The sequence below is a fragment of the Kribbella jejuensis genome, assembly GCF_006715085.1.
In the GTDB taxonomy this organism is placed as follows: Bacteria; Actinomycetota; Actinomycetes; order Propionibacteriales; family Kribbellaceae; genus Kribbella; species Kribbella jejuensis.
Map to the genome: position 1 here is coordinate 23,441 of NZ_VFMM01000001.1, position 25,466 is coordinate 48,906.

General features: G+C 69.6%; 24 protein-coding genes. 4 read left to right on the plus strand and 20 right to left on the minus strand.

The window, feature by feature from the left end:
• The first annotated feature begins 59 nt into the window (after positions 1-59).
• Positions 60-1,361: an MFS transporter gene (locus FB475_RS00125; RefSeq protein ID WP_141851314.1), complete on the plus strand. Its 1,302-nt coding sequence runs from the start codon at positions 60-62 to the stop codon at positions 1,359-1,361.
• Here FB475_RS00125 and FB475_RS00130 read toward each other — a convergent pair.
• Positions 1,300-2,505: an MDR family MFS transporter gene (locus FB475_RS00130; RefSeq protein WP_141851316.1), complete on the minus strand. Its 1,206-nt coding sequence runs from the start codon at positions 2,503-2,505 to the stop codon at positions 1,300-1,302. The two genes, FB475_RS00125 and FB475_RS00130, sit on opposite strands and share 62 nt — an antisense overlap.
• A 64-nt stretch (positions 2,506-2,569) precedes the next feature.
• On the opposite strand from FB475_RS00130, the gene FB475_RS00135 reads away from it, so the two are divergent.
• Together FB475_RS00135 and FB475_RS00140 are read left to right on the plus strand one after the other, a co-directional pair.
• On the plus strand, positions 2,570-3,559 hold the full coding sequence (locus FB475_RS00135; protein ID WP_141851318.1) for an ArsR/SmtB family transcription factor: 990 nt from the start codon (positions 2,570-2,572) through the stop codon (positions 3,557-3,559).
• A 51-nt stretch (positions 3,560-3,610) separates the two neighbouring features.
• Positions 3,611-4,684: a phosphotransferase enzyme family protein gene (locus FB475_RS00140; protein WP_141851320.1), complete on the plus strand. Its 1,074-nt coding sequence runs from the start codon at positions 3,611-3,613 to the stop codon at positions 4,682-4,684.
• A gap of 1 nt (position 4,685) precedes the next feature.
• Here the strand turns inward: FB475_RS00140 and FB475_RS00145 are convergent, their stop codons facing one another.
• From FB475_RS00145 to FB475_RS00190, 10 genes are all read right to left on the minus strand, one after another.
• Positions 4,686-6,710, minus strand: coding sequence for a primosomal protein N' (locus FB475_RS00145; RefSeq protein ID WP_141851322.1), 2,025 nt, complete (start codon positions 6,708-6,710; stop codon positions 4,686-4,688).
• A 118-nt stretch (positions 6,711-6,828) separates the two neighbouring features.
• On the minus strand, positions 6,829-8,022 hold the full coding sequence (gene metK, locus FB475_RS00150; RefSeq protein ID WP_141851324.1) for a methionine adenosyltransferase: 1,194 nt from the start codon (positions 8,020-8,022) through the stop codon (positions 6,829-6,831).
• A 189-nt stretch (positions 8,023-8,211) separates the two neighbouring features.
• A complete protein-coding gene (locus FB475_RS00155; protein WP_141851326.1) occupies positions 8,212-9,324 on the minus strand; it encodes a winged helix DNA-binding domain-containing protein in 1,113 nt (370 codons plus the stop codon).
• A 41-nt stretch (positions 9,325-9,365) separates the two neighbouring features.
• Positions 9,366-10,604 (minus strand): bifunctional phosphopantothenoylcysteine decarboxylase/phosphopantothenate--cysteine ligase CoaBC, encoded by a 1,239-nt coding sequence (gene coaBC, locus FB475_RS00160; protein WP_141851328.1) that lies wholly within the window; start codon positions 10,602-10,604, stop codon positions 9,366-9,368.
• A 12-nt stretch (positions 10,605-10,616) separates the two neighbouring features.
• Positions 10,617-10,922 carry a DNA-directed RNA polymerase subunit omega gene (gene rpoZ, locus FB475_RS00165; RefSeq protein WP_141851330.1) on the minus strand — a complete coding sequence of 102 codons (306 nt, stop codon included), beginning with the start codon at positions 10,920-10,922 and terminating at the stop codon, positions 10,617-10,619.
• Positions 10,923-10,924: 2 nt separating this feature from the next.
• Positions 10,925-11,551, minus strand: a complete 627-nt coding sequence (gmk, locus tag FB475_RS00170) for a guanylate kinase (RefSeq protein WP_141857712.1) — start codon at positions 11,549-11,551, stop codon at positions 10,925-10,927.
• A 53-nt stretch (positions 11,552-11,604) separates the two neighbouring features.
• Positions 11,605-11,919: an integration host factor, actinobacterial type gene (gene mihF / locus FB475_RS00175; RefSeq protein ID WP_141851332.1), complete on the minus strand. Its 315-nt coding sequence runs from the start codon at positions 11,917-11,919 to the stop codon at positions 11,605-11,607.
• 95 nt (positions 11,920-12,014) lie between these two features.
• Complete coding sequence (locus FB475_RS00180; protein ID WP_238331881.1) at positions 12,015-12,389, minus strand: hypothetical protein; 375 nt, start codon at positions 12,387-12,389, stop codon at positions 12,015-12,017.
• A gap of 79 nt (positions 12,390-12,468) precedes the next feature.
• Positions 12,469-12,819: a hypothetical protein gene (locus FB475_RS00185; protein ID WP_238331882.1), complete on the minus strand. Its 351-nt coding sequence runs from the start codon at positions 12,817-12,819 to the stop codon at positions 12,469-12,471.
• A gap of 45 nt (positions 12,820-12,864) precedes the next feature.
• Positions 12,865-13,830 carry an EamA family transporter gene (locus tag FB475_RS00190; RefSeq protein ID WP_238331883.1) on the minus strand — a complete coding sequence of 322 codons (966 nt, stop codon included), beginning with the start codon at positions 13,828-13,830 and terminating at the stop codon, positions 12,865-12,867.
• Positions 13,831-13,899: 69 nt separating this feature from the next.
• Between FB475_RS00190 and FB475_RS00195 the strand changes: the two genes are divergently transcribed.
• Positions 13,900-14,757, plus strand: a complete 858-nt coding sequence (locus FB475_RS00195) for a LysR family transcriptional regulator (protein WP_141851336.1) — start codon at positions 13,900-13,902, stop codon at positions 14,755-14,757.
• Here FB475_RS00195 and FB475_RS00200 read toward each other — a convergent pair.
• The 9 genes from FB475_RS00200 to pyrR all read right to left on the minus strand — a co-directional run bounded on the left by FB475_RS00200 (position 14,733) and on the right by pyrR (position 25,441).
• A complete protein-coding gene (locus tag FB475_RS00200; RefSeq protein WP_202878215.1) occupies positions 14,733-15,599 on the minus strand; it encodes a DUF4037 domain-containing protein in 867 nt (288 codons plus the stop codon). The genes FB475_RS00195 and FB475_RS00200 overlap by 25 nt on opposite strands.
• A 121-nt stretch (positions 15,600-15,720) precedes the next feature.
• Positions 15,721-16,557, minus strand: a complete 837-nt coding sequence (gene pyrF / locus FB475_RS00205; protein ID WP_141857715.1) for an orotidine-5'-phosphate decarboxylase — start codon at positions 16,555-16,557, stop codon at positions 15,721-15,723.
• A 23-nt stretch (positions 16,558-16,580) separates the two neighbouring features.
• Positions 16,581-17,726, minus strand: coding sequence for a quinone-dependent dihydroorotate dehydrogenase (locus FB475_RS00210; protein WP_272952049.1), 1,146 nt, complete (start codon positions 17,724-17,726; stop codon positions 16,581-16,583).
• Positions 17,719-21,024, minus strand: a complete 3,306-nt coding sequence (gene carB / locus FB475_RS00215; protein ID WP_141851340.1) for a carbamoyl-phosphate synthase large subunit — start codon at positions 21,022-21,024, stop codon at positions 17,719-17,721. Before carB ends, FB475_RS00210 begins: the two co-directional genes overlap by 8 nt.
• On the minus strand, positions 21,024-22,145 hold the full coding sequence (carA, locus tag FB475_RS00220; RefSeq protein ID WP_141851342.1) for a glutamine-hydrolyzing carbamoyl-phosphate synthase small subunit: 1,122 nt from the start codon (positions 22,143-22,145) through the stop codon (positions 21,024-21,026). Before carA ends, carB begins: the two co-directional genes overlap by 1 nt.
• Entirely contained in the window at positions 22,142-22,627 is a 486-nt protein-coding gene (locus FB475_RS00225; protein ID WP_141851344.1) for a PH-like domain-containing protein, read from the minus strand. Before FB475_RS00225 ends, carA begins: the two co-directional genes overlap by 4 nt.
• A complete protein-coding gene (locus tag FB475_RS00230; protein WP_141851346.1) occupies positions 22,624-23,916 on the minus strand; it encodes a dihydroorotase in 1,293 nt (430 codons plus the stop codon). The genes FB475_RS00225 and FB475_RS00230 overlap by 4 nt, the downstream gene beginning before the upstream one ends.
• Positions 23,913-24,848 (minus strand): aspartate carbamoyltransferase catalytic subunit, encoded by a 936-nt coding sequence (locus FB475_RS00235; RefSeq protein ID WP_141851348.1) that lies wholly within the window; start codon positions 24,846-24,848, stop codon positions 23,913-23,915. The genes FB475_RS00230 and FB475_RS00235 overlap by 4 nt, the downstream gene beginning before the upstream one ends.
• The gene (gene pyrR / locus FB475_RS00240; protein WP_238331884.1) at positions 24,845-25,441 is read right to left on the minus strand and encodes a bifunctional pyr operon transcriptional regulator/uracil phosphoribosyltransferase PyrR; all 597 of its coding nucleotides are present in this window, start codon (positions 25,439-25,441) and stop codon (positions 24,845-24,847) included. The genes FB475_RS00235 and pyrR overlap by 4 nt, the downstream gene beginning before the upstream one ends.
• Between the last annotated feature and the right edge of the window lie 25 nt (positions 25,442-25,466).

The following is a 25,466-nucleotide window of genomic DNA, read 5'->3' on the forward strand; positions in this document are numbered from 1 at the left end:
TTCCAGGAAATCACGGCCAATAAATGGAAGATCGGCGGCTGAGATCGGATTGTGGCGGCATGAAGAACATGCGATGGATCGGGCTGATCGCCCTCCTGGTCGCCGAGGCGATGAACCTGCTCGACGCGACAATCGTCCAAGTAGCGGCCCCGGTGATCCACACAGACCTCGGCGGCCGGACAGCGGACCTCCAATGGTTCAGCGCGGCGTACACGCTCCCGTTCGCGGCCCTGCTGATCACCGGCGGCCGCCTCGGCGACCGCTTCGGCCGAAGGCGCTGCTTCCAGCTCGGAGTAGCCGTCTTCGTCCTGACGTCGACCGCGTGCGCGCTCGCCTCGACGTCGTCGCTGCTGATCGGTTTCCGCGCGGTGCAGGGCGCGTCCGCCGCGTTGGTCATCCCGGAGACGATCGGCCTGATCAAGACGAGCTTCACCGGTCGCGAACTGTCCAAGGCGCTCGGCACGATCGGCCCGGTGATGGGCCTGGCCGGCATCTCCGGGCCGCTGCTCGGCGGCGTGATCACCGAGGCGACCTCGTGGCGCGCCGTCTTCCTCGTCAACGTGCCGCTCGGTCTCGCTGTGCTCGCCCTCTCACACCTGCTCCCGGAGTCGGCCGCGCCACAGCGGATCGACCTGGTCGGAACGCTGCTGCTGACCGGCGGTACGGCCCTCATCGTCTACCCGATCCTGCAGTCGCAGTCGTGGTACCTCCTCGTTCCAGGCGCTGTGTTGCTCGGACTGTGCTTCCTGCGGAAGGACCTGATCGAGGTGAGCCTGTTCGCGCATCGGGGGTTCGCGCCCGCGCTCATCACGTCGGCGTTGTTCTTCGCGGTGATGAGCGGCGTGACGCTGGTCGTCGTACTTCACCAGCAGCTGACGCTGCACCACACTGTGATGCGTTCAAGCCTCGTGTTGCTGCCGTGGTCCGCCGCGTCCGGGATCGCGTCGCTGGTCGCCGGCCAGTGGCTGGTCGCACGGTTCGGTTCGCGGCTGATGTACGTCGGACTCGGCGTACTGCTGGCCGGTCTGGCGCTCGCGCCGTACGTGTTGCTGCCCTCACTCGCGCTGGGTGGGGTCGGTGTCGGATTGTTTACCACCTCGTTCTTCACCGAGGCATTGCACCGGGTCGAGCCACACCAGACCGGGTCCGCGGCCGGGCTGCTCAACGCGGTGCAGCAGTTCGGCGGGACGCTCGGCGTGGCGGTGTTCGGGACGGTGTTTCTGCGTCACCCGGTCGCGATCGACCGTTCGACGTGGGTGGCGGTCGCGGTCATCGTGGTGACTGCCGCGACCGCGCACCTCATGCGGCGTTTGCCTGAGCGCGGGCGTGCAGAGCCGGTGCCAGCGAGTACTGGCCGATGAAGATCGCGACCCCGAGGACGGCACAGCCCAGCCAGGTCGCCGTCGGGCCGAGGTGCTCGAGCGCGTTCGTACCGGCCAGCGGGCCGACCACCGTACCGACGCCGAACGCCATCCCGGACAGGCCCATGTAGCGGCCGCGCAGGTCGACGGGCGCGAGGTCGGCGAACACCGCGCCGATCACCGCGGCGAACCCGATCTCGCCGATCGTCCACACGACGACCGACAGCGCGTAGCCCCACCAACTGTGCACGACCGCGCCGACACCGAACCCGAGACCCACGACGAGCATCGAGGCCGCGAGCAGTTTCGGCCGGTCGAGCGTCACCATCCACTTGCCGAGGAACGGCTGGATCAGCACGATCACGACACCGTTCAGCGCGATCACCAGCCCGTACGTCCGGGAGGAGAGGCCGTCGTCCGACATCGCCAGCGGGAGCGTCGAGTAGCCCTGCATGTAGATCGTCGCGTAACCGATCTGGATCAGGATCATCAGCAGGAACACGTGGTCGCGGATCACCACCGGCAGCAGTGACCGGCGTACCGAGTCCTCCTCGGGCGCCGGGCGGCTCTCCGGCACCATCGACCAGATCACCAGGCCGGCGATCACCGAGGTGGCCGCGTTCACCCAGAACAGCAGGCCGTACCCGAACGACGCGAGCACACCGGCGGTGACGGTCGAGACCGAGAAACCGAGGTTGATCGCCCAGAACAGCAGGCCGTACGCCCGGACGCGCTCGGTCGGATCGAGCAGATCGGCGACCGTCGCCTGGACCGCCGGGCGGAACAGATCGCCGAGCAGACCGACGAGGAACGCGCAGACCCAGATCAGCGCCATCTCGCGCGCGGATCCGAGCAGGACCAGCGCGGCCGCCGTACCGAAGAAGCAGATCAGCATGGTCAGGCGACGCCCGACGCGGTCGGCCAGGAAGCCGCCGGCGAGCTGCGCGGTGACGGTCCCGGCGCCGACGGCGGCCGCGACGGCTCCGGCCGTACCTGCGGAGAGGTGCCGGCCGTGGGTGAGGTACAGGACGAGGAACGGTTGCACGAAGCTGCCGAGCCGGTTGACCAGCTGACACACCCACAGCGCCCAGAACGCCCGCGGGAGGGCGGTGCTGCGGGGGCTGCCGACGGCGATTGCGCTCATGGGATCAACTCTCCGGGGTCGCCGTGGCATTGTCGACGATTAGTCCCAGGGCTAATCTTGGCCGGTGATCACGATCAGGTTGAACGCGGCGGACGTCGGGCGGATCCGGTTCGCGCTGTCGCCGCTGTGGGAGACCATGACGAGTGTCCGGGCGCTGAGCAACAACACCGCGCGCAGCGTGCACGGCCCGTGGCTGCAGAAGGTCCGGCCGACCATCGAGGGCGACGACCTGACGTTGCTCAAGGCCCTTATTCCGCCGTACGGCTACGTGCCCGACTTCGTCACGCCCGCGCCGCCGCGACGGTCGACGAGCTTCGAGTCGGGCCTGGCCGCGATCGCCGCCACGCCCCATGACCTGGTGGTGAGCGAGCTCGGCAAGCTGCACACCGACACCCCGCATCCGCTGCTGCCCGAGCTGATCGCCGATCCGGCGCGCGGTCTGGAGCGCATCACGTCCGCCTTGGAGTCGTACTGGCGCCGCGCCATCGAACCCGACTGGCGCCGGATGCGCGCCCTGCTCCAGGAAGACCTCGCGTTCCGCCTGGACGAACTGGCGAGCGGCGGCTTGGAACGCCTGTTCCGCAACCTGCACCCGTCGATCCACTACCGCAGCGACCGCATCGAGATCGACCGCCCGTACTGCTGCGACGGCGAACCGATGACCGGCCAGGGCGTCCTGCTGGTCCCCTGCGTCTTCACCTGGCCCGCCGGCCTGGCCGTCACCGCCGCACCGCACGTCCCCACCATCACCTACCCACCTCGGGGTCTCGGCCGCCTCTGGGAAGACCGCCAGGACACCACCGACTCACCCCTCGCCGACCTGGTAGGCCGCACCAGAGCCGCGATCGTCAGCCACCTGGACCTCCCGATGTCCACCACCCACCTGGCCAACCAGCTAGGCGTCTCGGCCCCCACCCTCAGCGTCCACCTCAGCATCCTCCGCAACGCCGGCGTAGTAACGTCCCGCCGCGACGGCCGCACCGTCCTCTACCACCGCACCTCGCTCGGCAACCAACTCCTCTCCGCCTCCACGCCCCTCGCGACAACCGCCTGATCCTTGACAACCGCAGCGACGGTCCGGGAGGTGTCGACGAGGAGGCTTGTCATGACCAAGGACGGCAATTTCAAGAAGGTCGTACGGCGGCACGCGCAGGAGACCGGGCAGCGGTACACCGAAGCCCTGACGGATCTCCAAGGGCTCACCGACCGCATCTACCACGAGCCGGACGGCGACCGGCTGCTCGTCCATCTACGGGATCACTACGGGATCGACGCGGTCGCGGCGACGAAGGTCAGCGTGCACAAGACGTACGTGTTCCGCATCGACCGGAACGACGGCGTGCCGTGGATCGCGCGAGCATTTCCGCCGGCTCGGTCGCGGGCCGACGTCGAGGGCGACGCGGCGATCCTGCGCTTTCTGGAACAGCACGACTATCCAGCGGAACGGCTCGCGGCCGAGGACGCGGTGTCGGAGTGCGACGGAAGCGCCGTTCTCGTCACCGAATACGTCGAGAGCACCCGGCTTCCGGACGAGACCGGGTTCGCGATCATGGGTGATCTGCTCGGCCGACTGCACGCGCTGCCGTTCGACGAATCGGTCAGCCGGCCCGGCGGCGCGAGTGGTGAGGACCCGCGTCGAATGGGGACGCCACGGCAGGATCTCCTGGCCGGCTTGGCGTTTCTCGACGCCGTGGACACGAAGGTCGCGGCGGCCGATCGCGCGCGGTTCGAGCAGCTGCTCGACCAGGTGCGCTCAGCGGACGACGGCGACGGTCTGCCCGAGGGCCTGGTACACGGCAACCTGCTGCATGCTCCCGATCACGCGACCATGGGCAAGAACGGGCCATTGGCAATCAACTGGAAGGCGTCCGGGCGCGGGCCTCGGCTCTCCGATCTGGCGTACCTGCTGTGGGGAACGGGGAACTGGGCTCCGACCAGATCCACCGACGTCGAGCGCGTTGAGGCAGTCGTCAGCGCCTACCGCAAGCACGTCGAGCTGACCGACGAGGAACTCGACCGCCTCGAAGGCGTGATGTACATCAGGCCGCTCTACCTGGTGTGCTTCGGCTATCGCCGCGACCTCACCAACGGTGTGCCCTTCGACGAGTGGTGGTTCCTCGAGCCGGCGGAGTACTTCACGACCACCGCGGCGGCGACCAGGCGAGCGTTCGGACGGTAGCTCAGCCGAAGGTGGGTGGGTCGACCTGGACGCGGACCGTGCCGGGGCTCTTCTTGGTGGCGCGGGCGGATTGGGCTTCCTTGAGGGAACGGACCAGAGTCGCGCCGTGAGTCCGAGGGGTGCGGACCACGGCGCGCGCCGTCTCGTCGTCGATGTCGACCGGGCCGAGGACTTCCAGGCCGGCCGACGGCGGGATCAGGTCGCGGAGGCGGGCGATCAGGTCGTTCACGGACTCGGGCGGGCCGGTGAGTTCCGCGAGTTTGGCGGCCGGGGCGAGGCGGGCGGTACGGCGTTCTTCGATCTCGCGCAGGGCGTAGCCCTCGGGGCTCCAGCGGACGATGGCCTGGAGCGGGAGGGCGGACGGGTCGCCGACGAGGATCACCGGTGCGCCGGCGCGCACCAGAGCGGCGGCGTTGAACCAACGGCGTACAGCTTCTTCGGCAGCTCGGAGGTCGGGGCGGGAGAGCATCAGCCACGTGTCGAGCAGAAGTGCTGCTGCGTACCCGCCCTCGGCCACGGGTTCGGCTCCGGGCGTGGTGACGATCAACGCAGGGGCCTCGGAGACCGAGTCGAGCACGTTGTCGCCGCCCGACGTACGCACGACGACTCCGGGGAACGCGCGCCCGAGTTCCTCCGCCGTACGACGCGCACCGATAATCGCCGCGCGCATCCGGGTGTCGCCACACTCCGGGCAGCGATGGTCGGCCGCCGGCCGTCCGCACACGCTGCAGCTCGCGGGCCCGGATCCCCCGGTACGGCGCAACGTCCCGCCACACGTCGAGCACCGCGACGGCGCCCGGCACGTCTGGCACACCAGGCTCGGCAGGTATCCGGCGCGCGGGACCTGCACCAGCACGGGCCCGGAGCGCAGGCCCTCGCGCGCGATCTCGAACGCCCGGTGCGGCAACCGCGCCGCCCGCGCCGAGGGGTCTCGCGCCAGGTCGATGTCCGACTCCCCCGCGATGTGCACCGACGGCGCCGCCGCGCGGATCACCTTCCGGTCCGCGATCAGCTCGTGCGCGAACCCGGACTCGATCAACGCCGCCGCCTCCGCGGACCGCGCGAACCCCCCGAGGAGCGCGGCACACTGCTGCCGGAACGCCCGCAACAGCAGGACTTCGCGGGCATGTGGGTACGGCGCGCGCGGTTCGGCGTACGACTCGTCGCCGTCGTCCCACATGGCCACCAGCCCGAGATCCGCCACCGGCGCGAAGGCTGCCGCGCGCGTCCCGATCACGACCCGCGCCCGCCCGTGCAACGCGGCCAGGAACGCGCGGTAACGGGCCGTCGGCCCCAGATCCGCCGACAACGTGACGAACCCCGACTCCCCCAGCACCGCCGTACACGCGGCCGCCAACCGCTCCAGGTCCCGCGCGTCGGGCACCAGCAGCAACGCCCCGCGACCGGACGCCGCACACACCGCGGCAGCCTGCGCGAACGCCAGCGGCCAATCAGCCCCCGGTACGGCGGTCCACACCGCCCGCGGTGCCTCGCCCCGCGCGATCGCGTCGAGAAAGCCAGGAGGGTACGGCGACCACTCGGTGCGCGACGTCGACGCCGGCGGGCGCGCGGGCTGGTCGCAGCGCAGCGGCTCGTTCTCCACCTTCGCGTGCCGGGGCGGGACCGCTAGGCGCGTGACATCCGCGAGCACTCCGGCGTACCGGTCGGCGACGGCCCGGCAGAGGTCCGCGATCTCGGGCGTCAACACGCGCTCGGGAGACACCACCTTGCGCAGCCGGACCAGCTTGCCGTCGTGGTCGGATTCGGCCAGTCGCTCCAGCACGAACCCGTCCAGGTCCTTACCGGCGAACCGCACCTTCACCCGCGCGCCGGGCTGCGCGGCCGCGGCCAGGTCGTCCGGCACCAGGTAGTCGAACGGCCGGTCCAGGTGCGGCAGCGACACGTCGACCGCGATCCGGGCCACCGGCAACGTCGTCGTGATCTCGGCCGGTTCCTTGGTGCGCGACTTGCGAACGGTGTCGCGCAGCAGCGTCAACTGCTGCGGGGAATCTCCGTTCGACGTCACCGGGAAATGCTAGTCGGAGGCGGCGACAGTCCGTAGCAGGCGGGTCTGGCGGCTGTGGACAAGCCACGGCCCCGATCGCCTCGCGGTGACCGGGGCCGGGCCCGTACTACTTGTCGACCTACTTGTTGACTGCGGCCTTGAGGGCCTCGACGCGGTCCGTGCGCTCCCAGGTGAAGTCCTCGCCGGTGCGGCCGAAGTGGCCGTTCTTCGCGGTCTGCGCGTAGATCGGCCGGAGCAGCTCGAGGTCACGGATGATCGCGGCCGGCCGCAGGTCGAAGACCTCGCGGACCGCGTCGGCGATCTTGCCGACGTCGACCTGCTCGGTGCCGAAGGTGTCGACGTAGAAGCCGACCGGCGCGGCCTTGCCGATCGCGTACGCGACCTGGCACTCCACCCGGTCCGCCAGCCCGGCGGCGACGATGTTCTTCGCCACCCAGCGCATCGCGTACGCCGCCGAACGGTCGACCTTCGACGGGTCCTTGCCGGAGAACGCGCCACCGCCGTGCCGCGCCATCCCGCCGTAGGTGTCGATGATGATCTTCCGCCCGGTCAGCCCGGCGTCACCCATCGGGCCGCCGATCTCGAACCGGCCGGTCGGGTTCACCAGCAGCTTGTAGTCGCGTGCGTCGATGTCGAACTGCTCGAGCACCGGGTCGACGACGTGCTTTTTGATGTCCGGGGTCAGCATCGTGTCCAGGTTGATGTCGGCCGCGTGCTGGCTGGACACCACCACAGTGTCGACCCGGACCGCCCGGTCCCCGTCGTACTCGATGGTGACCTGGGTCTTACCGTCCGGCCGCAGGTACGCCAGGGTGCCGTTCTTGCGCACCTCGGCGAGCCGCTCGGACAGCCGGTGCGCGATCGTGATCGGCAGCGGCATCAGCTCCGGCGTCTCGTTGGACGCGTAGCCGAACATGAGTCCCTGGTCCCCCGCCCCCTGCAGGTCCAGTTCGTCCTTGGACGCGTCCGAGCGCGTCTCGTACGCCGTGTCGACACCCTGCGCGATGTCCGCCGATTGGCTCCCGATCGCGACCTGCACCCCACAGGACGCGCCGTCGAAGCCCTTCAGGGACGAGTCGTAGCCGATCTCCAGGATGCGCGACCGCACGATCCCCGGGATGTCGACGTACGCCGTCGTGGTGACCTCACCCGCGACAACCACCAGACCCGTCGTGATCAGGGTCTCCACCGCGACCCGGCTCTTCGGGTCCTCGGCCAGCAACGCGTCGAGGATGGAGTCGCTGATCTGGTCAGCAATCTTGTCCGGGTGACCCTCGGTCACGGACTCGGACGTGAAAAGGCGCCTCGCCACAATTCTCCCTCGAATTCCTCGTGTGCCGCCCGGCTGCGCGTTGGCCCGGCCGCGCGGTCCCCCCAATGCACCGGCGGTTGGCGATGCATCTGGGAAGTATGCCAGCAGTTTCCCCTGCAGACCCGGCGGCACTCCGAATTCATCCGGGATACGAGATCGGTGATCACATATTGGACAGCCGGCCGGCTGTCACGCGTGCGCGCCGACCGTCACCTCGCCGAGTGTGAGCGACGGCGCAGCACCGAGGATGGCACCGATCCGGTCCACCTCGGCCTCCAGGAGCTTGCGGCGGCGCCGGTTCAGCGGGGTCAGCGCTTCGACCGTCACGTGCAGTGTCCGGCCGGACTTCTTCTGATGCCAGACGCCGGCGACGACGCCGTCGACGAGCAGCAGCGGGTAGTTCCCGGCCTGCCCGCGGGCGGTCGCGCGGGCGAACGCCTTGCCCGGGAACAGCAGCTCCCGCGGGAAGCTGCCGACGCCGTACGCGTCGAAGTACGGCAACAGCCGCACGCCCTCCACCCGCTCGTCCGGGAACTCGCCGTCGCCCGGGGCATACCAAACCGTATGGTCTGCCAGCGTCGCGCGCGGCAGGTCGTCGAAGTACGGCTTGACCGTCGTCGGCGGCACGTTGAGCCAGCGCGCGAACTGCTGCGGGGTCGCGGGGCCGTAGGAAGAGAGATACCGGTGCAGGAGCTCGGTCAGCGCCTTCTCCGCGGGCATCGGGTCGAACGGGCGGAGACGATGCGGGTTCGAGTACGTCGTGAGCCGCCCACGCAGCGGTCCGTGGCAGAGAACGCCGGCGTGCGCGGCCACGGAGACCGCCTGCCGCCACCGGGCCCAGGCGCCCTGGAACGCCGGGATCGTCGGCGTACGGGCCCATTCGCCGGTGCGCCGTACGACCTCCTCGGTCAGCTCGTCGACGGTCAGGTCGTCGTGCGCGAGAGCCTCGCCGATCGCGACCACGACCTGGTCGATCTCGTCCGCGGTCATCCGGATCGGCGCGGGCTGCTGCCCGCTCGACGGCAACGCCGACAGCGCCCCGGTCCACATCGGCAGATCCTCGAGCGGCAGCAGATGCACGGTCCCCCGCGGCCCGAACGTCTTCACCAGGCTCTCGTCCCGCTGCACCGCCGCCCGGTCAGCCCCGTCCAGCCGCAGCGCCACGGACAATTCCCCCGCGGACGCGATCTGCGCATGAGCGCCACACATCGCCCGGACGGCGTCAACCGCCGTACTCACGGGCTCGACCAAACCGTGCCGCCGCATCCGCCGCGCGACGACGGCCTCCCAGCTGATGTCCATACCCACGACACTAGGGACAGAAGCGGACAGGTTCTGTCCTCTTAGGACCAGTGGGTGGCGACGAGGTTCCAGATGACTCCGGCCAGTGCGTCCTTGCTCCCGGAGGGGACCGGGAGGGCGCTGCCCGAGCGGTCCAGGATGACGGCCTCGTTGAGGTCACTACCGAAGACCTTGCCGCCGGAGACGTCGTTCACGACCAGCAGGTCGCAGCCCTTGCGCTCGAGTTTGGCCCGGCCGAGCTCGAGGATCGTGTGGTCGGTGTCGCCGGTCTCGGCCGCGAACCCGACGATCACCTGGTCGGGACGGGCGCGGTCGTGCGAGATCGTGTGCAGGATGTCCGGGTTCTGCACCAGGTTGACGGCGGGTACGGCACCGTCGGCGGTCTTCTTGATCTTGTGTTCGACCACGTCCGCGGGCCGGAAGTCCGCGACCGCCGCGGCCATCACGATGGCGTCCGCGTCGGCGGCGCGGCCGGTGATCTCGTCGTACAGGTCCTGGGCCGAGACGACCGGAACCACCTGGACCCCGGCCGGGTCGGGCAGCTCGGAATTGGCCGCGACCAGCGTGACCTTGGCGCCGCGGGCGGCCGCGATCCGGGCCAGCGCGTAGCCCTGCTTGCCTGACGAGGAGTTGCCGAGGAACCGCACCGGGTCGAGGTGTTCGCGGGTGCCGCCGGCGCTGATCAGCACGTGCTTCCCGGTGAGGTCGGCGACCTCGTGACCGGCGGCGCGGGCCGCTTCGTCGGCGAGCATCAGCTGGCTGATCGCGAAGATCTCCGACGGCTCCGGCAGCCGGCCGCGGCCGGTGTCGGCGCCGGTCAGCCGCCCGACGGCGGGGTCGAGAACCGTGATCCCGCGCGAGCGCAGGGTCTCGACGTTCGCCTGGGTGGCCGGGTGCTCCCACATCTCGGTGTGCATCGCGGCCGCGAACAGGATCGGGCAGCGCGCCGTGAGCAGGGTGTTCGTGAGCAGGTCGTCGGCGAGCCCGTGCGCGGCCTTGGCGATCAGGTTCGCGGTGGCGGGCGCCACCACGACCAGCTCCGCGGCCTTGCCGATCCGGACGTGCGGAACCTCCTGCACGTCGTCGAACGGGTCCGCCGTCACAGGCTGCCCGGACAGCGCCGCCCAGGTGGCCGCGCCGACGAACTCCAGCGCGGCAGCGGTCGGCACCACTCGGACGCTGTGCCCGGACTCGGTCAGCCGCCGCAGCAGGTCACAGACCTTGTACGCCGCGATGCCGCCGCCGACACCGAGCACGACGTTCGGCTTGTGCGTGGGCACGTGCGGTCCGGATTACTCGGACTTCTCCGCGGCCGCGGCGGCTTCCGCCTCGGCCTCGGGGTCGATGTCGGTGCAGGTCAGCACGCCCTCGTTGATCTCGCGCATCGCGATCGACAGCGGCTTCTCCTGGACGTGCGTCTCGACCAGCGGTCCGACGTACTCCAGCAGGCCCTCGCCGAGCTGGGAGTAGTAGGCGTTGATCTGCCGCGCCCGCTTGGCCGAGTACAGCACGAGCTTGTACTTGGAGTCGGTGTGGGTGAGCAGGTCGTCGATCGGCGGGGAGGTGATGCCGATGGCGACGGGCTGGTTGCCAGACAAGTTCAGCTCTTTCCAGAGATGGAGGGTGATCGAATCAACTTTACCAACTGATCGGCCGCCTCCCGAACCGAGGCGTTCACGATCGTCACGTCGAACTCCTTCTCGGCCGCGAGCTCCAGCACCGCGGTCTCGAGCCGGCGTTCACGCTCCTCGGCGGTCTCGGTCCCGCGACCGACCAGCCGGCGGACCAGTTCGTCCCAGCTCGGCGGGGCCAGGAAGACGAACTGAGCCTCCGGCATGGTCTCGCGGACCTGGCGGGCGCCCTGCAGGTCGATCTCCAGCAGCGCGGGCCGGCCGGTGGCCAGCTTGTCCAGCACCGGCTGCCGGGGTGTGCCGTACCGGGCGGCCTTGTGCACGACCGCCCACTCCAGCAGCTCACCGTCGGCGATCATCCGGTCGAACTCGGCGTCCGACACGAACAGGTAGTGCACGCCGTGCACCTCGTTCGGACGCGGTTTGCGGGTGGTCGCCGAGACCGAGATCCAGATGTCCGGGAACCGTTCGCGGATGTCGGCCGCCACCGTCCCCTTGCCGACCGCGGTCGGGCCGGCCAGCACGGTCAGCCGGGCCGGTGGCCGGTCACCGGATCCAGGTCCGGTGGTGGCGGGGTCGTTCGGGTGCGTGGTCATCGTCACACCAGTGTCCAACGAGCCAGTCAGCGTTTCGGTCTGGCTCACCTGGATCACTCCGCGAATTCGCGCTCGAGCGCGGCGATCTGGTTCGAACCGAGGCCGCGGACCCGACGGGTCTCCGAGATCCCCGCCCGCTCCATGATCTGCTGCGCCCGGACCTTGCCGACGCCCGGGATGCACTGCAGCAGCTGGCTGACCCGCATCTTGCCGATCACGTCGTTCGTCTGCCCCTCGTGCAGCACCTCCGTCGGAGACGCTCCCGAGTGCCGGATCCGGTTCTTGATCTCGGCTCGTTCACGCCGCGCCGCCGCGGCCTTGTCCAGAGCTGCCGCACGCTGCTCCGGGGTCAAAGTAGGAAGTGGCACCGTTTCACCTGTCCCGTTGTATGGCTTCGCAAGGGAACCTAACACGGGTTCCGCCCAGGGTCAGGACGGCGCCGGGCAGTTGTCGCGCGGAGTCTTCACTTCAGGGCCGGTAGGTCGACCTTGCAGCTGTCCTTGGCCTGGGTGGTGATGTTCTTGTACGCCGTCATCACCGTCGGCGTCTGCCGGCTCAGCTTGGCCAGCGCGGCCGCGTCCGAGCCGGCCTGCTTGGCCTTCTCGGCGAATGTGACGACGACGCCCCAGTCGTCCTTGACGGCCTTCGGGGCGGAGCCCTGGAGCTTCTTCGCCTCGTCCAGGATCTTCACGTAGTCGACCGGCTTCTGCGGGTCGACGTCGACCGCCTTGGCGGCGTACTTGGCCAGATCGACGCAGTACGCCTGGTCGTCGGTACAGGCGGTCAGCAGCCCGGCACCGGTGGCCGCGGTCACGAGAACGGCGAGTGTTCGCTTCACGACGTCACGCTACTACCCGACCGGGCCGGTGGGACGGAACGGGCAGCGCCGTCCCACCAGGTCACGCACACCGGGCTGGTCAGTTGCTGCTGCCCATGCTGCTCATGTCGATCTTGCAGGTGTCCTTCGCCTGCTTGGTGATCGCCTGCTGGGCCGACTCGATCTTGGAGAGGTCACCGCCCTTGGCGAGCTCCGCCAGCTTGGTGGTGTCGCCGTTGGCGTCCTTCACCTTCTGGATGTAGTCGATCAGGGTCTTCCAGTCGTCCTTCAGGTCCTTCGGCGCGGACTTCTCGACCTTCTTGGACTGGTCCAGGATCTTGTCGAGGTCCTTGGAGTTCTTGGTGTCCAAGTTCTTGCCGGTGTCGACGTAGCTCTTCAGGTCGTCGCAGTAGTTCCCACCAGAGCAGGCCGTCAGGGCGCCTACGCTCATGGTTACAACGGCCGCGAGGGCTGCCAGCTTCCGCATCGTGTTCCTTCACTGTGTCGCGCGGGAAGACCGTCGCTCCCCGTCCGCCGACACCTTTCCGAAGACCGGGGTCACCGCGACCTCCGGCGCGCCGTGAACAACATCGCACCCGTCGACTGGAACCCGTTCGTGACGTACTGCGTCAGCGCCGAAGGTGACCGCCACGGCGTTCGCGGCGACGATCACGAGGATCGCGATCCAGTCGAGCATCGCGAGCCGCTGCTGCAGTACGACCAGACCGACGAGGGCCGCGAGTACCGGGTTGACGCTCATGAAGACCCCGAAGAACTGAGCCGGAACCCGACGGAGGGTGAGGACGTCGACCAGGAACGGTACGGCGGACGACAGCACGCCGGCGACCAGCGCGTACGACGCGGCGGCGAGCGTCGCGGGATGGTGCAGGAGTACGACGATGCCGACCGGGACGTAGGCGAGACCGGACAGACCCGCGGCCGCCGCGGAACCCGTTGCGCCCGGCAACTCTTTGCCGACGCGACGGTTGAGGAGGATGTAGAACGCCCAGCACGACGCTGCTACGAGGCCCAGAGCAATACCGAGGTAGTCCGTTGTCGGTTGGGGACGGGCAAGTAGCACGACGGCTGGGGCGGCTACGAGTGCGCAGACCAGGTCCAGAGGGCGCCGAGAGCCGAGTAGTGCAACGGAAAGTGGGCCGAGGAATTCCAGGGTGACACCTAGGCCGAGGCCTATCCTGTCGATGGCTGTGTAGAGCGACAGGTTCATGACCGCGAAGACCGCGGCCAGTGCGCCGATCAGGCGCCACTGCGCGGCGGTGATCGAACGCAGGCGCGGGCGGCCGATCGCGAGCAGGACGACCGCGGCCACCCACTGCCGGATCGCGACGACGCCTGCCGGGCTGATCACCGGGAACGCCAGCGCTGCCACCGACGCGCCGACCTGCGTCGACAGGCCGCTGCCGAGCATCATCGCCACTCCGACCAACCGATCTCGCCGCACGCTCAAAAGCCTCGACTCGCCGGCGCCCTGGGCAAAATGCAGACGCGGGGCGATCTATACGCTGGAGTCATGGATATCCGGCAGCTGCGGTGCCTGGTGGAGATCGTCGACTCCGGCACGTTCACCGACGCCGCGATCGAGCTCGGGATCTCCCAGGCGGCGGTGTCCCGCAATCTGCTCGCGCTCGAACGTGAACTCGGGGTGCGCCTGCTGCACCGGACCAGCCGGTCGCTCACCCCGACCACTGCCGGTGTCCGGGTGCTGGCGAGGGCCCGGCACATCCTCGCGGAGCTCGACGAACTGGTGGCCGAGGCGACCAGCGGTCACACGCGGCTGCGGGTCGGCCATGCGTGGTCGGCGTTCGGCAGCCACACGCGCGAGTTCCAGCGTCGATGGGCCGCCGAGCATCCCGGCGTCGAGCTGCAACTGATCCGCACCAACACGACCACCGGCGGGCTCGCCGAAGGCCTGTGCGACCTCGCCGTCGTCCGCAACCACCTCGATCTCCGCCGGTTCGCCCACGTACTGCTGACCCAGGAGCGGCGGTACTGCGCTTTGCCGGCCGACGACCCGCTCACCCGGAAGCGGGCCGTGACGCTCGACCAGCTCCGTACACGGACGCTCGTCATCGACCGGCGTACCGGAAGTACGACGGTCGATCTCTGGCCCGAGGACGGCCGCCCCGCGATCGAGTACACGCAGGACGTCGACGACTGGCTGGCCGCGATCGCCTCGGGCCGCTGCGTCGGCATGACGCCCCAGGCGACCACGACCCAGTACCGCCGCGACGGTGTGACGTACCGCCAGGTGCGCGACGCTCCCCCGGTCGACGTACACCTCATCTGGCACCGCGAGGACCCACATCCCGCGACCGAGTCTGCTGTGCAGCTCCTCACGACGCTCTACTCGAGCAGCGCCACCAGCTGACGACGATCTTGCACACGGTGCAGGAGCTCGCGCAGCTGCTCGATTCCACCGACGGGCCAGCGGTCGAGGAGCCGTCGTACGCCGGGATCCTGGATCCCGGCCGCGAGCGCCCCCGGGAAGTCACCCCAGACGACCTTGAACGGACGCTCCCACAGCTGCTCGATCCCGAGCTCGACCGGTGCCGTGATCGCCCGCTCGTTGTGCAACTCCCCAACCGCCCGGTACGCCGCAGCCAGCGCCTCTTCCCGGTCCTGCCACGTCGTGGTCCGTAGCACGTCCCGCAGCACCGGACCGATCGACGGACCACAGGGCAGGCGGCTGAACGCCGTACCGAACCACTTGGAGTACGGCGCGTACTGCCGCTCGATCAGGAAGCACAACCGCATCAGGTCCTGCACCAGGTGCGCACCGATCAACGCCGAGCCCAACTCGTCGCCGACGTACCCGGCGCGGCCGGTGAGGTTGAGCTCCGGGTGCACCCGCCACCAGGCGGCGATCATCAGGTACCGCCAGAGGTCGTCCGGGTAGTACGTCAACTGGTCACGCACGTCCTGCAGGCCGAGGTCGTCGTGGAACACCGCGCCCGCGGTGGTCATCAGCAGGCCGCTCTCCGGGAACGTCAACCATTCCGCCAGTGTCGGCACCAGCACCGGGTCCCAGCCGAGCTGCAGCCGGAAGTACTCGCGAATCGTGTGCACCTCGACGGAGGCCGCCCGGCCCTCGAACTCCGCCGGGACCTGCAGCTCTGCCGGCGCCTCGGTGAACAACAGGACGCGCGCCTCGCAGTTGTGGTCGGTCGACATCTCGTCGTCGAATCCGAGCACCTCCGACCCTCGCCCCATCAGTGCAGCACTGTGTGGCACATCGACCAACGGTCTCACGACGTCGGCGTAGAACCTCCGGCACAACTCGAGGCCCGAACCCATGGCCAAGACGATCGCATGCCTGGCGTCCTTCTGCAGCTCAGTAGCCGAGGACCGCACGGTAGGCGTCGTTCGCGCGGGCCGCGGCGTCCTGAAGGGCTGTGGCATCCGGGCCGGCGCCCAGGATCTCGCGGGAGCTGGAGGGCACGACGTTGCGGACCGCCGTACCGAACACCTTGGTGAGGCTGTCGGCGGTGCCACCCTGGGCGCCCAGGCCGGGGGCGAGGAGAGGGCCGTTGATGTTCAGGTCCTCGTCGGTGGAACTGATGGTGGCGCCAACGACTGCGCCGAACGAGCCGAGATCGTCGGCGTCGGCGTTCAGCTCCCGGAGGCCGTTGAGTACGGCGCCCGCGACGGTCGAGCCGTCGGCGGTGCGGGCCGACTGGAACTGCGGGCCCTCCGGGTTCGACGTCAGCGCGAGCACGAACAGGCCGGCGCCGGCCTCCAGGGCCTCGTCGATCGCGGGCTGCAGCGAGCCGAACCCGAGGTACGGGCTGACCGTGAGCGCGTCGCACGCCAGCGGGCCCTTCTCGGACAGGTACGCCGACGCGTAGCCGGCCATCGTCGTACCGATGTCGCCGCGCTTGGCGTCGATGATCACCAGTGCGCCCGCCTCCCGGAGCCGGATCGTGGCCTGCTCGAGGACGGCGACACCGCCCGACCCGAACCGCTCGAAGAACGCCGACTGCGGCTTGAACACCGCGACCCGGTCCGCGAGCGCGTCCACGACGCCGTACGTGAACGACGCCAGGCCCTCGACCGTGTCCGGCAGGCCCCACGAATCCAGCAGGTGCTGGTGCGGGTCGATACCGACGCAGAGTGGTCCGCGGGCATCCATGGCGGCGCGCAGCCGCGTTCCGAAAGGCTTGTTGCGCATGTCGCTCTCCAAGATTTCGTTGCTCACGGCAAACTCCTGTTGATCTTCCGGATCAGACCTGGCCCCCGGTAGATCAGGCCGGTGTACACCTGGACCAGACTCGCGCCGGCGTCGAACAGGCGGGTGGCGTCGGCCGGCTCGACGATTCCGCCGACTCCGATCACCGGGAGCGCTCCCCCGGTCTGGCTGTGGATGTGGGCGACGATCTTCGCCGAGATCTCCGCCAGCGGACGGCCCGACAGGCCGCCGATCTCCGCCGCCAACGGGTGCGACCGGACCCCCGGGCGGTCGATCGTGGTGTTGGTGGCGATGATGCCGGCGACGCCGGTGTCGGTGCAGACCTGGAGGAGTTCGTCGATCGCCGTGGTGGTCAGGTCGGGGGCGATCTTCACCAGGATCGGCTTCGGGGCGAGCCCGGACACCGTCAGGGCGGCGGCCTCGCTGTGGAGGGCGGTCAGTAGTTCCCTGAGGTGGCCGGCGTCCTGGAGTTCGCGGAGGCCGGGGGTGTTCGGGGAGCTGACGTTGACCGCGAAGTAGTCGCCGTACCGGTAGAGGCGGCGGAGCGAGGTCACGTAATCGTCGACCGCGTCCGCCAGTGGGGTGATCTTGGACTTCCCGATCGAGATGCCGAGCGGGTAGCCGAGGGCGCCGTACGCCGCCAGCCGGTCGGCGAGTGCGGCGCTGCCGAGGTTGTTGAACCCCATCCGGTTGATCACCGCTTCCTGCTCAACCAGCCGGAACAACCGCGGCTTCTCGTTCCCCGGCTGCGGATGCGCCGTAACAGTCCCCACTTCCACAAACCCGAACCCGACCGCAGGCCACGCCCGCAACGCGACCCCGTTCTTGTCCATCCCCGCGGCAAGCCCCACAGGCGACGGAAACCGAACCCCGAACACGGTCCGAGCCGCCCCGCCAGCCGCCGGCCCGGCGCCGGGTACGCCGAAGAGGCGCGCTCCGGCGCGTGTGGCGCCGGGGATGTGGCCGAGGAGGCGGAGGGCGGCGAGCGTCTGCTCGTGGGCGACCTCCGCGTCACCCCGCCCCAAGCGATACAGCACCGGCCGCACAGCCCGCTCGTACGCCGACCGCCGCGGTCGCGCAGCGCCCGCGGCGCCCGGGACGCCCCCGGCGCCCGGGGCTCCGGGGGCCGGGGGTTCTGTGCTGTCAGGCACCGTGGATCCTTGGGACCCAGTCCTGGAGGGACCGGACGGATATGTCGCCGGCGCGTTGGGCTTCGATGCCTTGGACTGCGGCGGCCAACCCCTGGACCGTGGTGATGCAGGGGATGTTGCGGGCGACCGCCGCGCTGCGGATCTCGTAGCCGTCGAGCCGTGGGGAGCCGCCCTGGGTGATGCCGATCGGGGTGTTGACGATCAGGTTCAGCTCGCCGTCCTGCACCATCTGGACGATCGTCGGCTCCCCGTTGGGCCCGGGACCCTGGCTGCTCTTCCGCACCGTCACGGCCTCGACCCCGTTGCGCCGCAGTACGTCCGCCGTACCTTCGGTCGCATAGATCTGGAAGCCTAGATCCGCCAGCCGCTTGACCGGGAAGATCATGTGCCGCTTGTCCCGGTTCGCGACCGACACGAACACCTTGCCTGCCGCCGGCAGCGGCTGCGACGCCCCCGCCTGCGACTTCGCGAACGCCGTACCGAACGTGTCGTCGATGCCCATCACCTCACCGGTCGAGCGCATCTCCGGCCCGAGCACCGTGTCCACCGACGACCCGTCGATGGTCCGGAACCGATTGAACGGCATCACGGCCTCCTTGACCGCGATCGGCGTCGTCGGAGGCAACGTGCCACCGTCGCCCTCAGCCGGCAGCAGCCCCTCGGACCGCAGTTCGGCGATCGAGGCGCCGAGCATCACCCGGGCGGCCGCCTTCGCCAGCGGCGTAGCGGTTGCCTTGGACACGAACGGCACCGTCCGCGACGCCCGCGGGTTCGCCTCCAGGACGTACAGCACGTCGCCGGCCAGCGCGTACTGCACGTTCAGCAGCCCGCGGACGCCGACGCCGCGCGCGATCGCCTCGGTGGAGCGGCGGATGTTCTCGATGTCGGCGTTCCCGAGCGTGATCGGCGGCAGCGCGCACGACGAGTCGCCCGAGTGCACCCCGGCCTCCTCGATGTGTTCCATCACGCCACCGAGGAACAGTTCGTTCCCGTCGAACAGCCCGTCGACGTCGATCTCCACCGCGTCGTCGAGGAACCGGTCGATCAGCACCGGGTGCTCCCACGACCCGGAGCCGGCGCTCAGCCGGTCCAGCGCCGCGGTCAGCTCGGCGGAGCTGTACACGATCTCCATCCCGCGCCCACCGAGCACGTACGACGGCCGGACGAGCACCGGGAACCCGATCTCCGCCGCGACCGCGTGCGCCTCGTCGGCCGAGAGCGCCGTACCGTGCTTCGGCGCCGGCAGGCCCGCGTCCGCGAGCACCTTGCCGAACGCGCCACGCTCTTCGGCGAGATGGATCGCGGCCGGCGACGTCCCGACGATCGGTACGCCGGCGTCCGCGAGCCGCTGCGCCAACCCCAGCGGCGTCTGCCCGCCGAGCTGCACGATCACGCCCGCGACCGGTCCGGCCTGCAGCTCGGCGTGCACGATCTCGAGGACGTCCTCGCAGGTGAGCGGCTCGAAGTAGAGCCGGTCGGAGGTGTCGTAGTCGGTCGAGACCGTCTCCGGGTTGCAGTTCACCATCACGGTGCAGTACCCGGCTTCGCGCAGCGCCATCGACGCGTGCACGCAGGAGTAGTCGAACTCGATCCCCTGCCCGATCCGGTTCGGCCCGGAGCCGAGGATCAGCACGGCCGGCTCGGTCCGCGGCGCGACCTCGGTCTCCTCGTCGTACGACGAGTAGTGGTACGGCGTCTCCGCCTTGAACTCGGCCGCACAGGTGTCGACCGTCTTGTACACCGGCCGGATCCCGAGCGCCTGCCGAACACCGCGGACGACGTCCTCGGTCAACCCGCGGATCTCGGCCAGCTGCAGGTCCGAGAACCCGTGCCGCTTGGCGAGCCGCAGCACCTCGGGAGTCAGCCGTGGCGCTGCCGCGACCTGCAGTGCGGTCTCGTGGATCAGGTAGAGCTGGTCCACGAACCAAGGATCAATGCGAGTCGCCTCGAAGATCTGCTCCGGGCTCGCGCCGGCGCGGATCGCGTCCATGATCGTGCGCAGCCGCCCGTCGTGCGGCGTCTTGATTGCCTCGAGCAACGGCTCCAGCTCGGACGCGGGCTGGCCGGCCCAGGAGAACCGCGCCTCCGGCTTCTCCAGCGACCGCAGCGCCTTCTGCAGGGCCTCGGTGTAGTTCCGGCCGATCGCCATCGCCTCGCCGACGCTCTTCATGTGCGTGGTCAGCGTGGCGTCCGCGGCCGGGAACTTCTCGAACGCGAACCGCGGCACCTTCACCACCACGTAGTCCAGCGTCGGCTCGAAGCTCGCCGGCGTCTGCTGGGTGATGTCGTTCGGGATCTCGTCCAGCGTGTAGCCGATGGCAACCTTCGCGGCGATCTTCGCGATCGGGAAGCCGGTCGCCTTGGACGCCAGCGCCGAGGACCGCGACACCCGCGGGTTCATCTCGATCACGATCAGCCGGCCGTCGGCGGGGTTGACGGCGAACTGGATGTTGCAGCCGCCGGTGTCGACGCCGACCTCACGGATGATGCCGATGGCAAGGTCCCGCATGACCTGGTACTCGCGGTCGGTCAGCGTCATCGCGGGCGCGACCGTGACCGAGTCGCCGGTGTGCACGCCCATCGGGTCGACGTTCTCGATCGAGCAGATGATCACGACGTTGTCGGCCTTGTCGCGCATCACCTCCAGCTCGTACTCCTTCCAGCCGAGGATCGACTCCTCGATCAGCACCTCGGTGGTCGGCGAGGCCTGCAGCCCGGCGCCGGCGATCCGGCGCAGGTCGGCCTCGTCGTACGCCATCCCGCTGCCGACGCCGCCCATCGTGAACGACGGCCGGACGACGAGCGGGTACCCGAGCTGGTCAGCCGCGCCCATCACGTCGTCGAGCGTGTGGCAGATCACCGACCGCGCCACGGACGCGCCGAGCTTCTCGACGATGTGCTTGAACGACTCCCGGTTCTCACCGCGCTGAATCGCGTCGACGGACGCGCCGATCAGCTCCACGCCGTACTTCTCCAGCACGCCGTTCTCGTGCAGGGCGATCGCCGCGTTCAGGGCGGTCTGGCCGCCAAGAGTGGCGAGCAGCGCGTTCGGGCGCTCCTTCTCGATCACCTTCTCGACGTACTCCGGCGTGATCGGCTCGACGTAGGTCGCGTCGGCGAACTCCGGATCGGTCATGATCGTGGCCGGGTTGGAGTTCACCAGGATCACCCGGAAGCCCTCCTCGCGCAGCACCCGGCACGCCTGGGTCCCGGAGTAGTCGAACTCGCAGGCCTGACCGATCACGATCGGCCCGGACCCGATCACCAGGACCGACTCGATGTCTGTGCGACGTGGCATCAGGCCCGTCCCTCCATCAGCTCGACGAAGCGGTCGAACAGGTACGCCGAATCGTGCGGACCTGCTGCGGCTTCTGGGTGGTACTGCACCGAGAAAGCAAGCACCCGGCCGTCGCGACCGGTCAGCTTGAGCCCCTCGACCACGTTGTCGTTGAGCGAGACATGCGACACCTCGGCGGTTCCGTACGGCGTCTGCACCGTCTCCTCGATCGGTGCGTCGACCGCGAAACCATGGTTCTGCGCCGTGATCTCGACCTTGCCGGTGGCCCGGTCGAGCACCGGCTGGTTGATGCCGCGGTGCCCGTACTTCAGCTTGAACGTCCCGAGCCCGAGCGCCCGCCCGAACACCTGGTTACCGAAGCAGATGCCGAAGTACGGCTTGTTCTGCTCCAGCAGCTGCTTGAGCAGGGTGGTCGGGTGCTCGGTGGTCTCCGGGTCGCCCGGCCCGTTGCTCATGAAGATGCCGTCCGGGTTCACCGCGAGCACGTCCTCCAGCGACGTCGTCGCCGGCATCACGTGCACCTCGATGCCGCGCTCGGACATCCGTTTCGGCGTCATCGACTTGATCCCGAGGTCCAGCGCGACCACGGTGAAGCGCTTCTCCCCTTCGGCGGGGACGACGTACGGCTCGAACGTCGTCACTTCCGAGGCCAGGTCCGCGCCCACCATCGGCGGCTGCTCGAGCACCTGCCGCAGCAGTTCGCCGGCGTCCAGGATCTCGGTGGAGATGCCGGCCCGCATCGCGCCGCGCTCGCGCAGGTGCCGGGTCAGCGCGCGGGTGTCGATCCCGGAGATCCCGACGATGTTCTGCGCCTGCAGCTGCTCGTCGAGCGAGCGCTTGGCCCGCCAGTTCGACGGCACCCGGGCCGGGTCGCGGACGACGTACCCGGCGACCCAGATCTTCTGCGACTCGTCGTCCTCGTCGTTGATCCCGGTGTTGCCGATGTGCGGCGCGGTCTGGGTGACGATCTGCCGGTGGTACGACGGGTCGGTCAGTGTCTCCTGGTACCCGGTCATCCCGGTGGTGAACACCGCCTCGCCGAACGTGGATCCGGTCGCGCCGTACGACGTACCGGCGAACGCGCGGCCGTCCTCAAGGACCAGCAAAGCGGGCTGACTCATTGTGCTCCGATCAGAGTCGAGATGGATTCGGTCAGGGCAGCGGTGTCGGTCTTGCGACGGGGCCGGAACCCCGTGTCCAGCGAGCGGCCGTCATGCGTCCAGGTGACCACCACCAGACCGGACTTCTCAGCGGTCACCTTGCCGGCGATGCCGCGGTCGGTCCGGACGGCGGTCAGGTGGTCCGCGGGGATGAAGACATCCGCCGCGCCCTGCCGGTGGAAGATCAGGCCGTCCGCGCTGACGGCCAGGTCCGCGATGCTGCGGACGCCCAGTTCGTGGACGGCGATCCGGTCCATCCAGTCGCCGGCGGTGGTCGTGGCGACGTACACGCCCTCGACGCCGCGGGTGTCAGATTCTGGTGCCGTGGGCAGCGGCGCCAGATCGGCCTGGCGGGACTGGCGGTTCCGCCAGCCCCGGTACATCCCGAAGTAGCCCGCCGCGAGGATCAGCAGCGTGCCGAGAATGCCTAGTACGGCCTTCACCGGGTCAGCTCACCGTCCAGGACGGTCGGCGTACCGCGCAGGAAGGTCGCGACGACCTTGCCGGGCAGCGTCATCCCGTCGAACGGCGTGTTCCGCGACAGCGACACCGACTCCTCGGGTACGACGGTCCGCTCGACCCGCGGGTCGTACAGCACGACGTTCGCGGGCGCACCGGCGACCAGCGGCTGTCCGTGGTCAGCGGCCTGACCGATCGCGGCCGGCCGGTAGCTCATCCGGTCCGCGACCTCGGCCCAGGTCAGCAGCTTGGTGTCGACCATCGCGTGCTGGACGACGCTGAGCGCCGTCTCCAGTCCGGTCATCCCGAACGCGGCCGCGCTCCACTCGCAGTCCTTGTCCTCGACCGGGTGCGGCGCGTGGTCGGTGGCGACGATGTCGATCGTGCCGTCGGCCAGGCCCTCGCGGACCGCCTCGACGTCCGCCTTGGTCCGCAGCGGCGGGTTCACCTTGTACACCGGGTTGTAGGAGGCGGCCAGGTCCTCGGTCAGCAGCAGGTGGTGCGGGGTGACCTCGGCGGTCACCTCGAGCCCGCGGCGCTTGGCGGCGCGGACGATCTCGACCGAGCCCTTGGTGGACAGGTGGCAGACGTGCAGCTTCGAGCCGACGTGCGCGTTCAGCAGGATGTCGCGGGCGATGATCGCCTCCTCGGCGACACTCGGCCAGCCGGTCAGCCCGAGTACGCCGGACAGCGCGCCCTCGTTCATCTGCGCGCCCTGGGTCAGCCGCGGCTCCTGCGCGTGCTGGGCGATCACGCCGTCGAACGCCTTCACGTACTCGAGGGCGCGGCGCATCAGCGCGGCGTCCCAGACGCAGTCGCCGTCGTCGGAGAACACCCGGACCCGGGCGGCCGAGTCGGCCATCGCGCCGAGCTCCGCGAGCTGCGTGCCCTTCCGGCCGACGGTCACCGCGCCGATCGGGTACACATCGGCGTACCCGGCGTCCCGGCCGAGCCGCCAGACCTGCTCGACGACACCCGCGGTGTCGGCGACCGGGTCGGTGTTGGCCATCGCGAACACCGCGGTGAATCCGCCCTTGGCGGCGGCCCGGGTGCCGGTGAACACGGTCTCGGCGTCCTCACGGCCCGGCTCGCGCAGGTGCGTGTGCAGGTCGACCAGCCCGGGCAGCGCGACGAGTCCGGCGGCGTCGATGGTCGTCGTACCGTCGGGTGCCTGCAGGTTGGTGCCTGTGGCAACGATCTCGCCGTTGTCGATCAGCAGGTCCGCCACCTCACCGCCGAGGATCCTGGCTCCGGTGATCAGATACGCGGTCATGCGGTCGGTTCTCCTTCGTTGGTGCCGGACAACAACAGGTAGAGGACGGCCATCCGGATCGCCACGCCGTTGGTGACCTGTTCGACGATCACCGAGCGGGTCGAGTCGGCGACCTCGGCGCTGATCTCCATACCGCGGTTCATCGGGCCGGGGTGCAGCACGATCGCCTCGTCCGGCAGCTGCGCCATCCGGTTCCGGTCGAGCCCGTAGCGCCGGGTGTACTCGCGGGCGCTCGGGAAGAACGCGTCGTTCATCCGCTCCCGCTGCACCCGCAGCATCATCACCGCGTCGCTCTTCGGCAGCACCGAGTCGAAGTCGTACGACGTGGTGCACGGCCAGTTGCTCATGTCGACCGGCAGCAGCGTCGGCGGGGAGACAACGGTCACCTCGGCGCCGAGCGTGGACAGCAGCAGGACGTTCGAGCGGGCGACCCGGGAGTGCAGGACGTCGCCGACGATCGTGATCCGGCGGCCGTCCAGCGAGCCGAGGTGGCGGCGCATCGTGAACGCGTCGAGCAGCGCCTGCGTCGGGTGCTCGTGGGTGCCGTCGCCGGCGTTCACCACGGAGCCGGTCATCCAGCCGGACTTCGCCAGCAGGTGCGGCGCGCCGGACGAACCGTGCCGGCAGACGACACCGTCGGCGCCCATCGCCTGCAGCGTCAGCGCCGTGTCCTTCAGGCTCTCGCCCTTGCTCACGCTGGAGCCCTTGGCGGAGAAGTTGATGACGTCCGCGGACAGCCGCTTCGCGGCGGCCTCGAACGAGATCCGGGTCCGGGTCGAATCCTCGAAGAACAGGTTCACCACGGTCCGGCCGCGCAGCGCGGGCAGCTTCTTGATCGGGCGGTCGGCCAGCGACCGCATCTCCTCGGCGGTGTCGAGGATCAGGTTCGCCTCGTCCCGGCTCAGGTCGGCCGCGCTCAGCAGATGCTTCACTTCGCCCCCTTGTCGGCGATCAGGACGGCGTCCTCGCCGTCGAACTCGTCGAGGTGGACCGTGACCCGCTCGACCAGCGAGGTGGGCAGGTTCTTGCCCACGTAGTCGGCGCGGATCGGCAGTTCGCGGTGGCCGCGGTCGACCAGGACCGCGAGCTGGACCGCGCGCGGGCGGCCGATGTCGCCGAGGGCGTCGAGCGCGGCGCGGATCGTCCGGCCGGAGAACAGCACGTCGTCGACGAGTACGACGACCTTGCCGTCGATGCCGTCCGCGGGAATGTCGGTGTGCTCCAGGCCCCGCGGCGGCTTGAGACCGATGTCGTCGCGGTACATGGTCACGTCGAGTGACCCTGTCGGTACGCTCTGCCCCTCGACGGCCTGGATCCGGGCCGAGATGCGCCGCGCCAGCGGAACTCCGCGGCTCGGGATGCCGAGCAGGACGACCGGGTCGGCACCACGGTTGCGCTCGAGGATCTCGTGCGCGATCCGGGTCAGTGCCCGGGATATGTCGGAAGCGTCGAGGACTTCGCGGCTGCTGCTGCGCTGCAGCGGCTCCGCGAGCCCGGGTTGCTCTGCACTCTGGGCAGGGCTCATCGCTACCGTTCCTCCTTTTCTGTCT

What these genes read in the sequence shown, in the direction of transcription:
- pyrR (WP_238331884.1), bottom strand. Translation starts at nt 25,441, where the DNA reads ATGAGCCCTGCCCAGAGTGCAGAGCAACCCGGGCTCGCGGAGCCGCTG.
- FB475_RS00185 (WP_238331882.1), bottom strand. Translation starts at nt 12,819, where the DNA reads ATGAGCGTAGGCGCCCTGACGGCCTGCTCTGGTGGGAACTACTGCGAC.
- FB475_RS00195 (WP_141851336.1), top strand. Translation starts at nt 13,900, where the DNA reads ATGGATATCCGGCAGCTGCGGTGCCTGGTGGAGATCGTCGACTCCGGC.
- FB475_RS00155 (WP_141851326.1), bottom strand. Translation starts at nt 9,324, where the DNA reads ATGGACATCAGCTGGGAGGCCGTCGTCGCGCGGCGGATGCGGCGGCAC.
- FB475_RS00140 (WP_141851320.1), top strand. Translation starts at nt 3,611, where the DNA reads ATGACCAAGGACGGCAATTTCAAGAAGGTCGTACGGCGGCACGCGCAG.
- carB (WP_141851340.1), bottom strand. Translation starts at nt 21,024, where the DNA reads ATGCCACGTCGCACAGACATCGAGTCGGTCCTGGTGATCGGGTCCGGG.
- gmk (WP_141857712.1), bottom strand. Translation starts at nt 11,551, where the DNA reads ATGACCACGCACCCGAACGACCCCGCCACCACCGGACCTGGATCCGGT.
- FB475_RS00230 (WP_141851346.1), bottom strand. Translation starts at nt 23,916, where the DNA reads ATGACCGCGTATCTGATCACCGGAGCCAGGATCCTCGGCGGTGAGGTG.
- FB475_RS00125 (WP_141851314.1), top strand. Translation starts at nt 60, where the DNA reads ATGAAGAACATGCGATGGATCGGGCTGATCGCCCTCCTGGTCGCCGAG.
- pyrF (WP_141857715.1), bottom strand. Translation starts at nt 16,557, where the DNA reads ATGCGCAACAAGCCTTTCGGAACGCGGCTGCGCGCCGCCATGGATGCC.
- FB475_RS00200 (WP_202878215.1), bottom strand. Translation starts at nt 15,599, where the DNA reads ATGGGGCGAGGGTCGGAGGTGCTCGGATTCGACGACGAGATGTCGACC.
- carA (WP_141851342.1), bottom strand. Translation starts at nt 22,145, where the DNA reads ATGAGTCAGCCCGCTTTGCTGGTCCTTGAGGACGGCCGCGCGTTCGCC.
- FB475_RS00130 (WP_141851316.1), bottom strand. Translation starts at nt 2,505, where the DNA reads ATGAGCGCAATCGCCGTCGGCAGCCCCCGCAGCACCGCCCTCCCGCGG.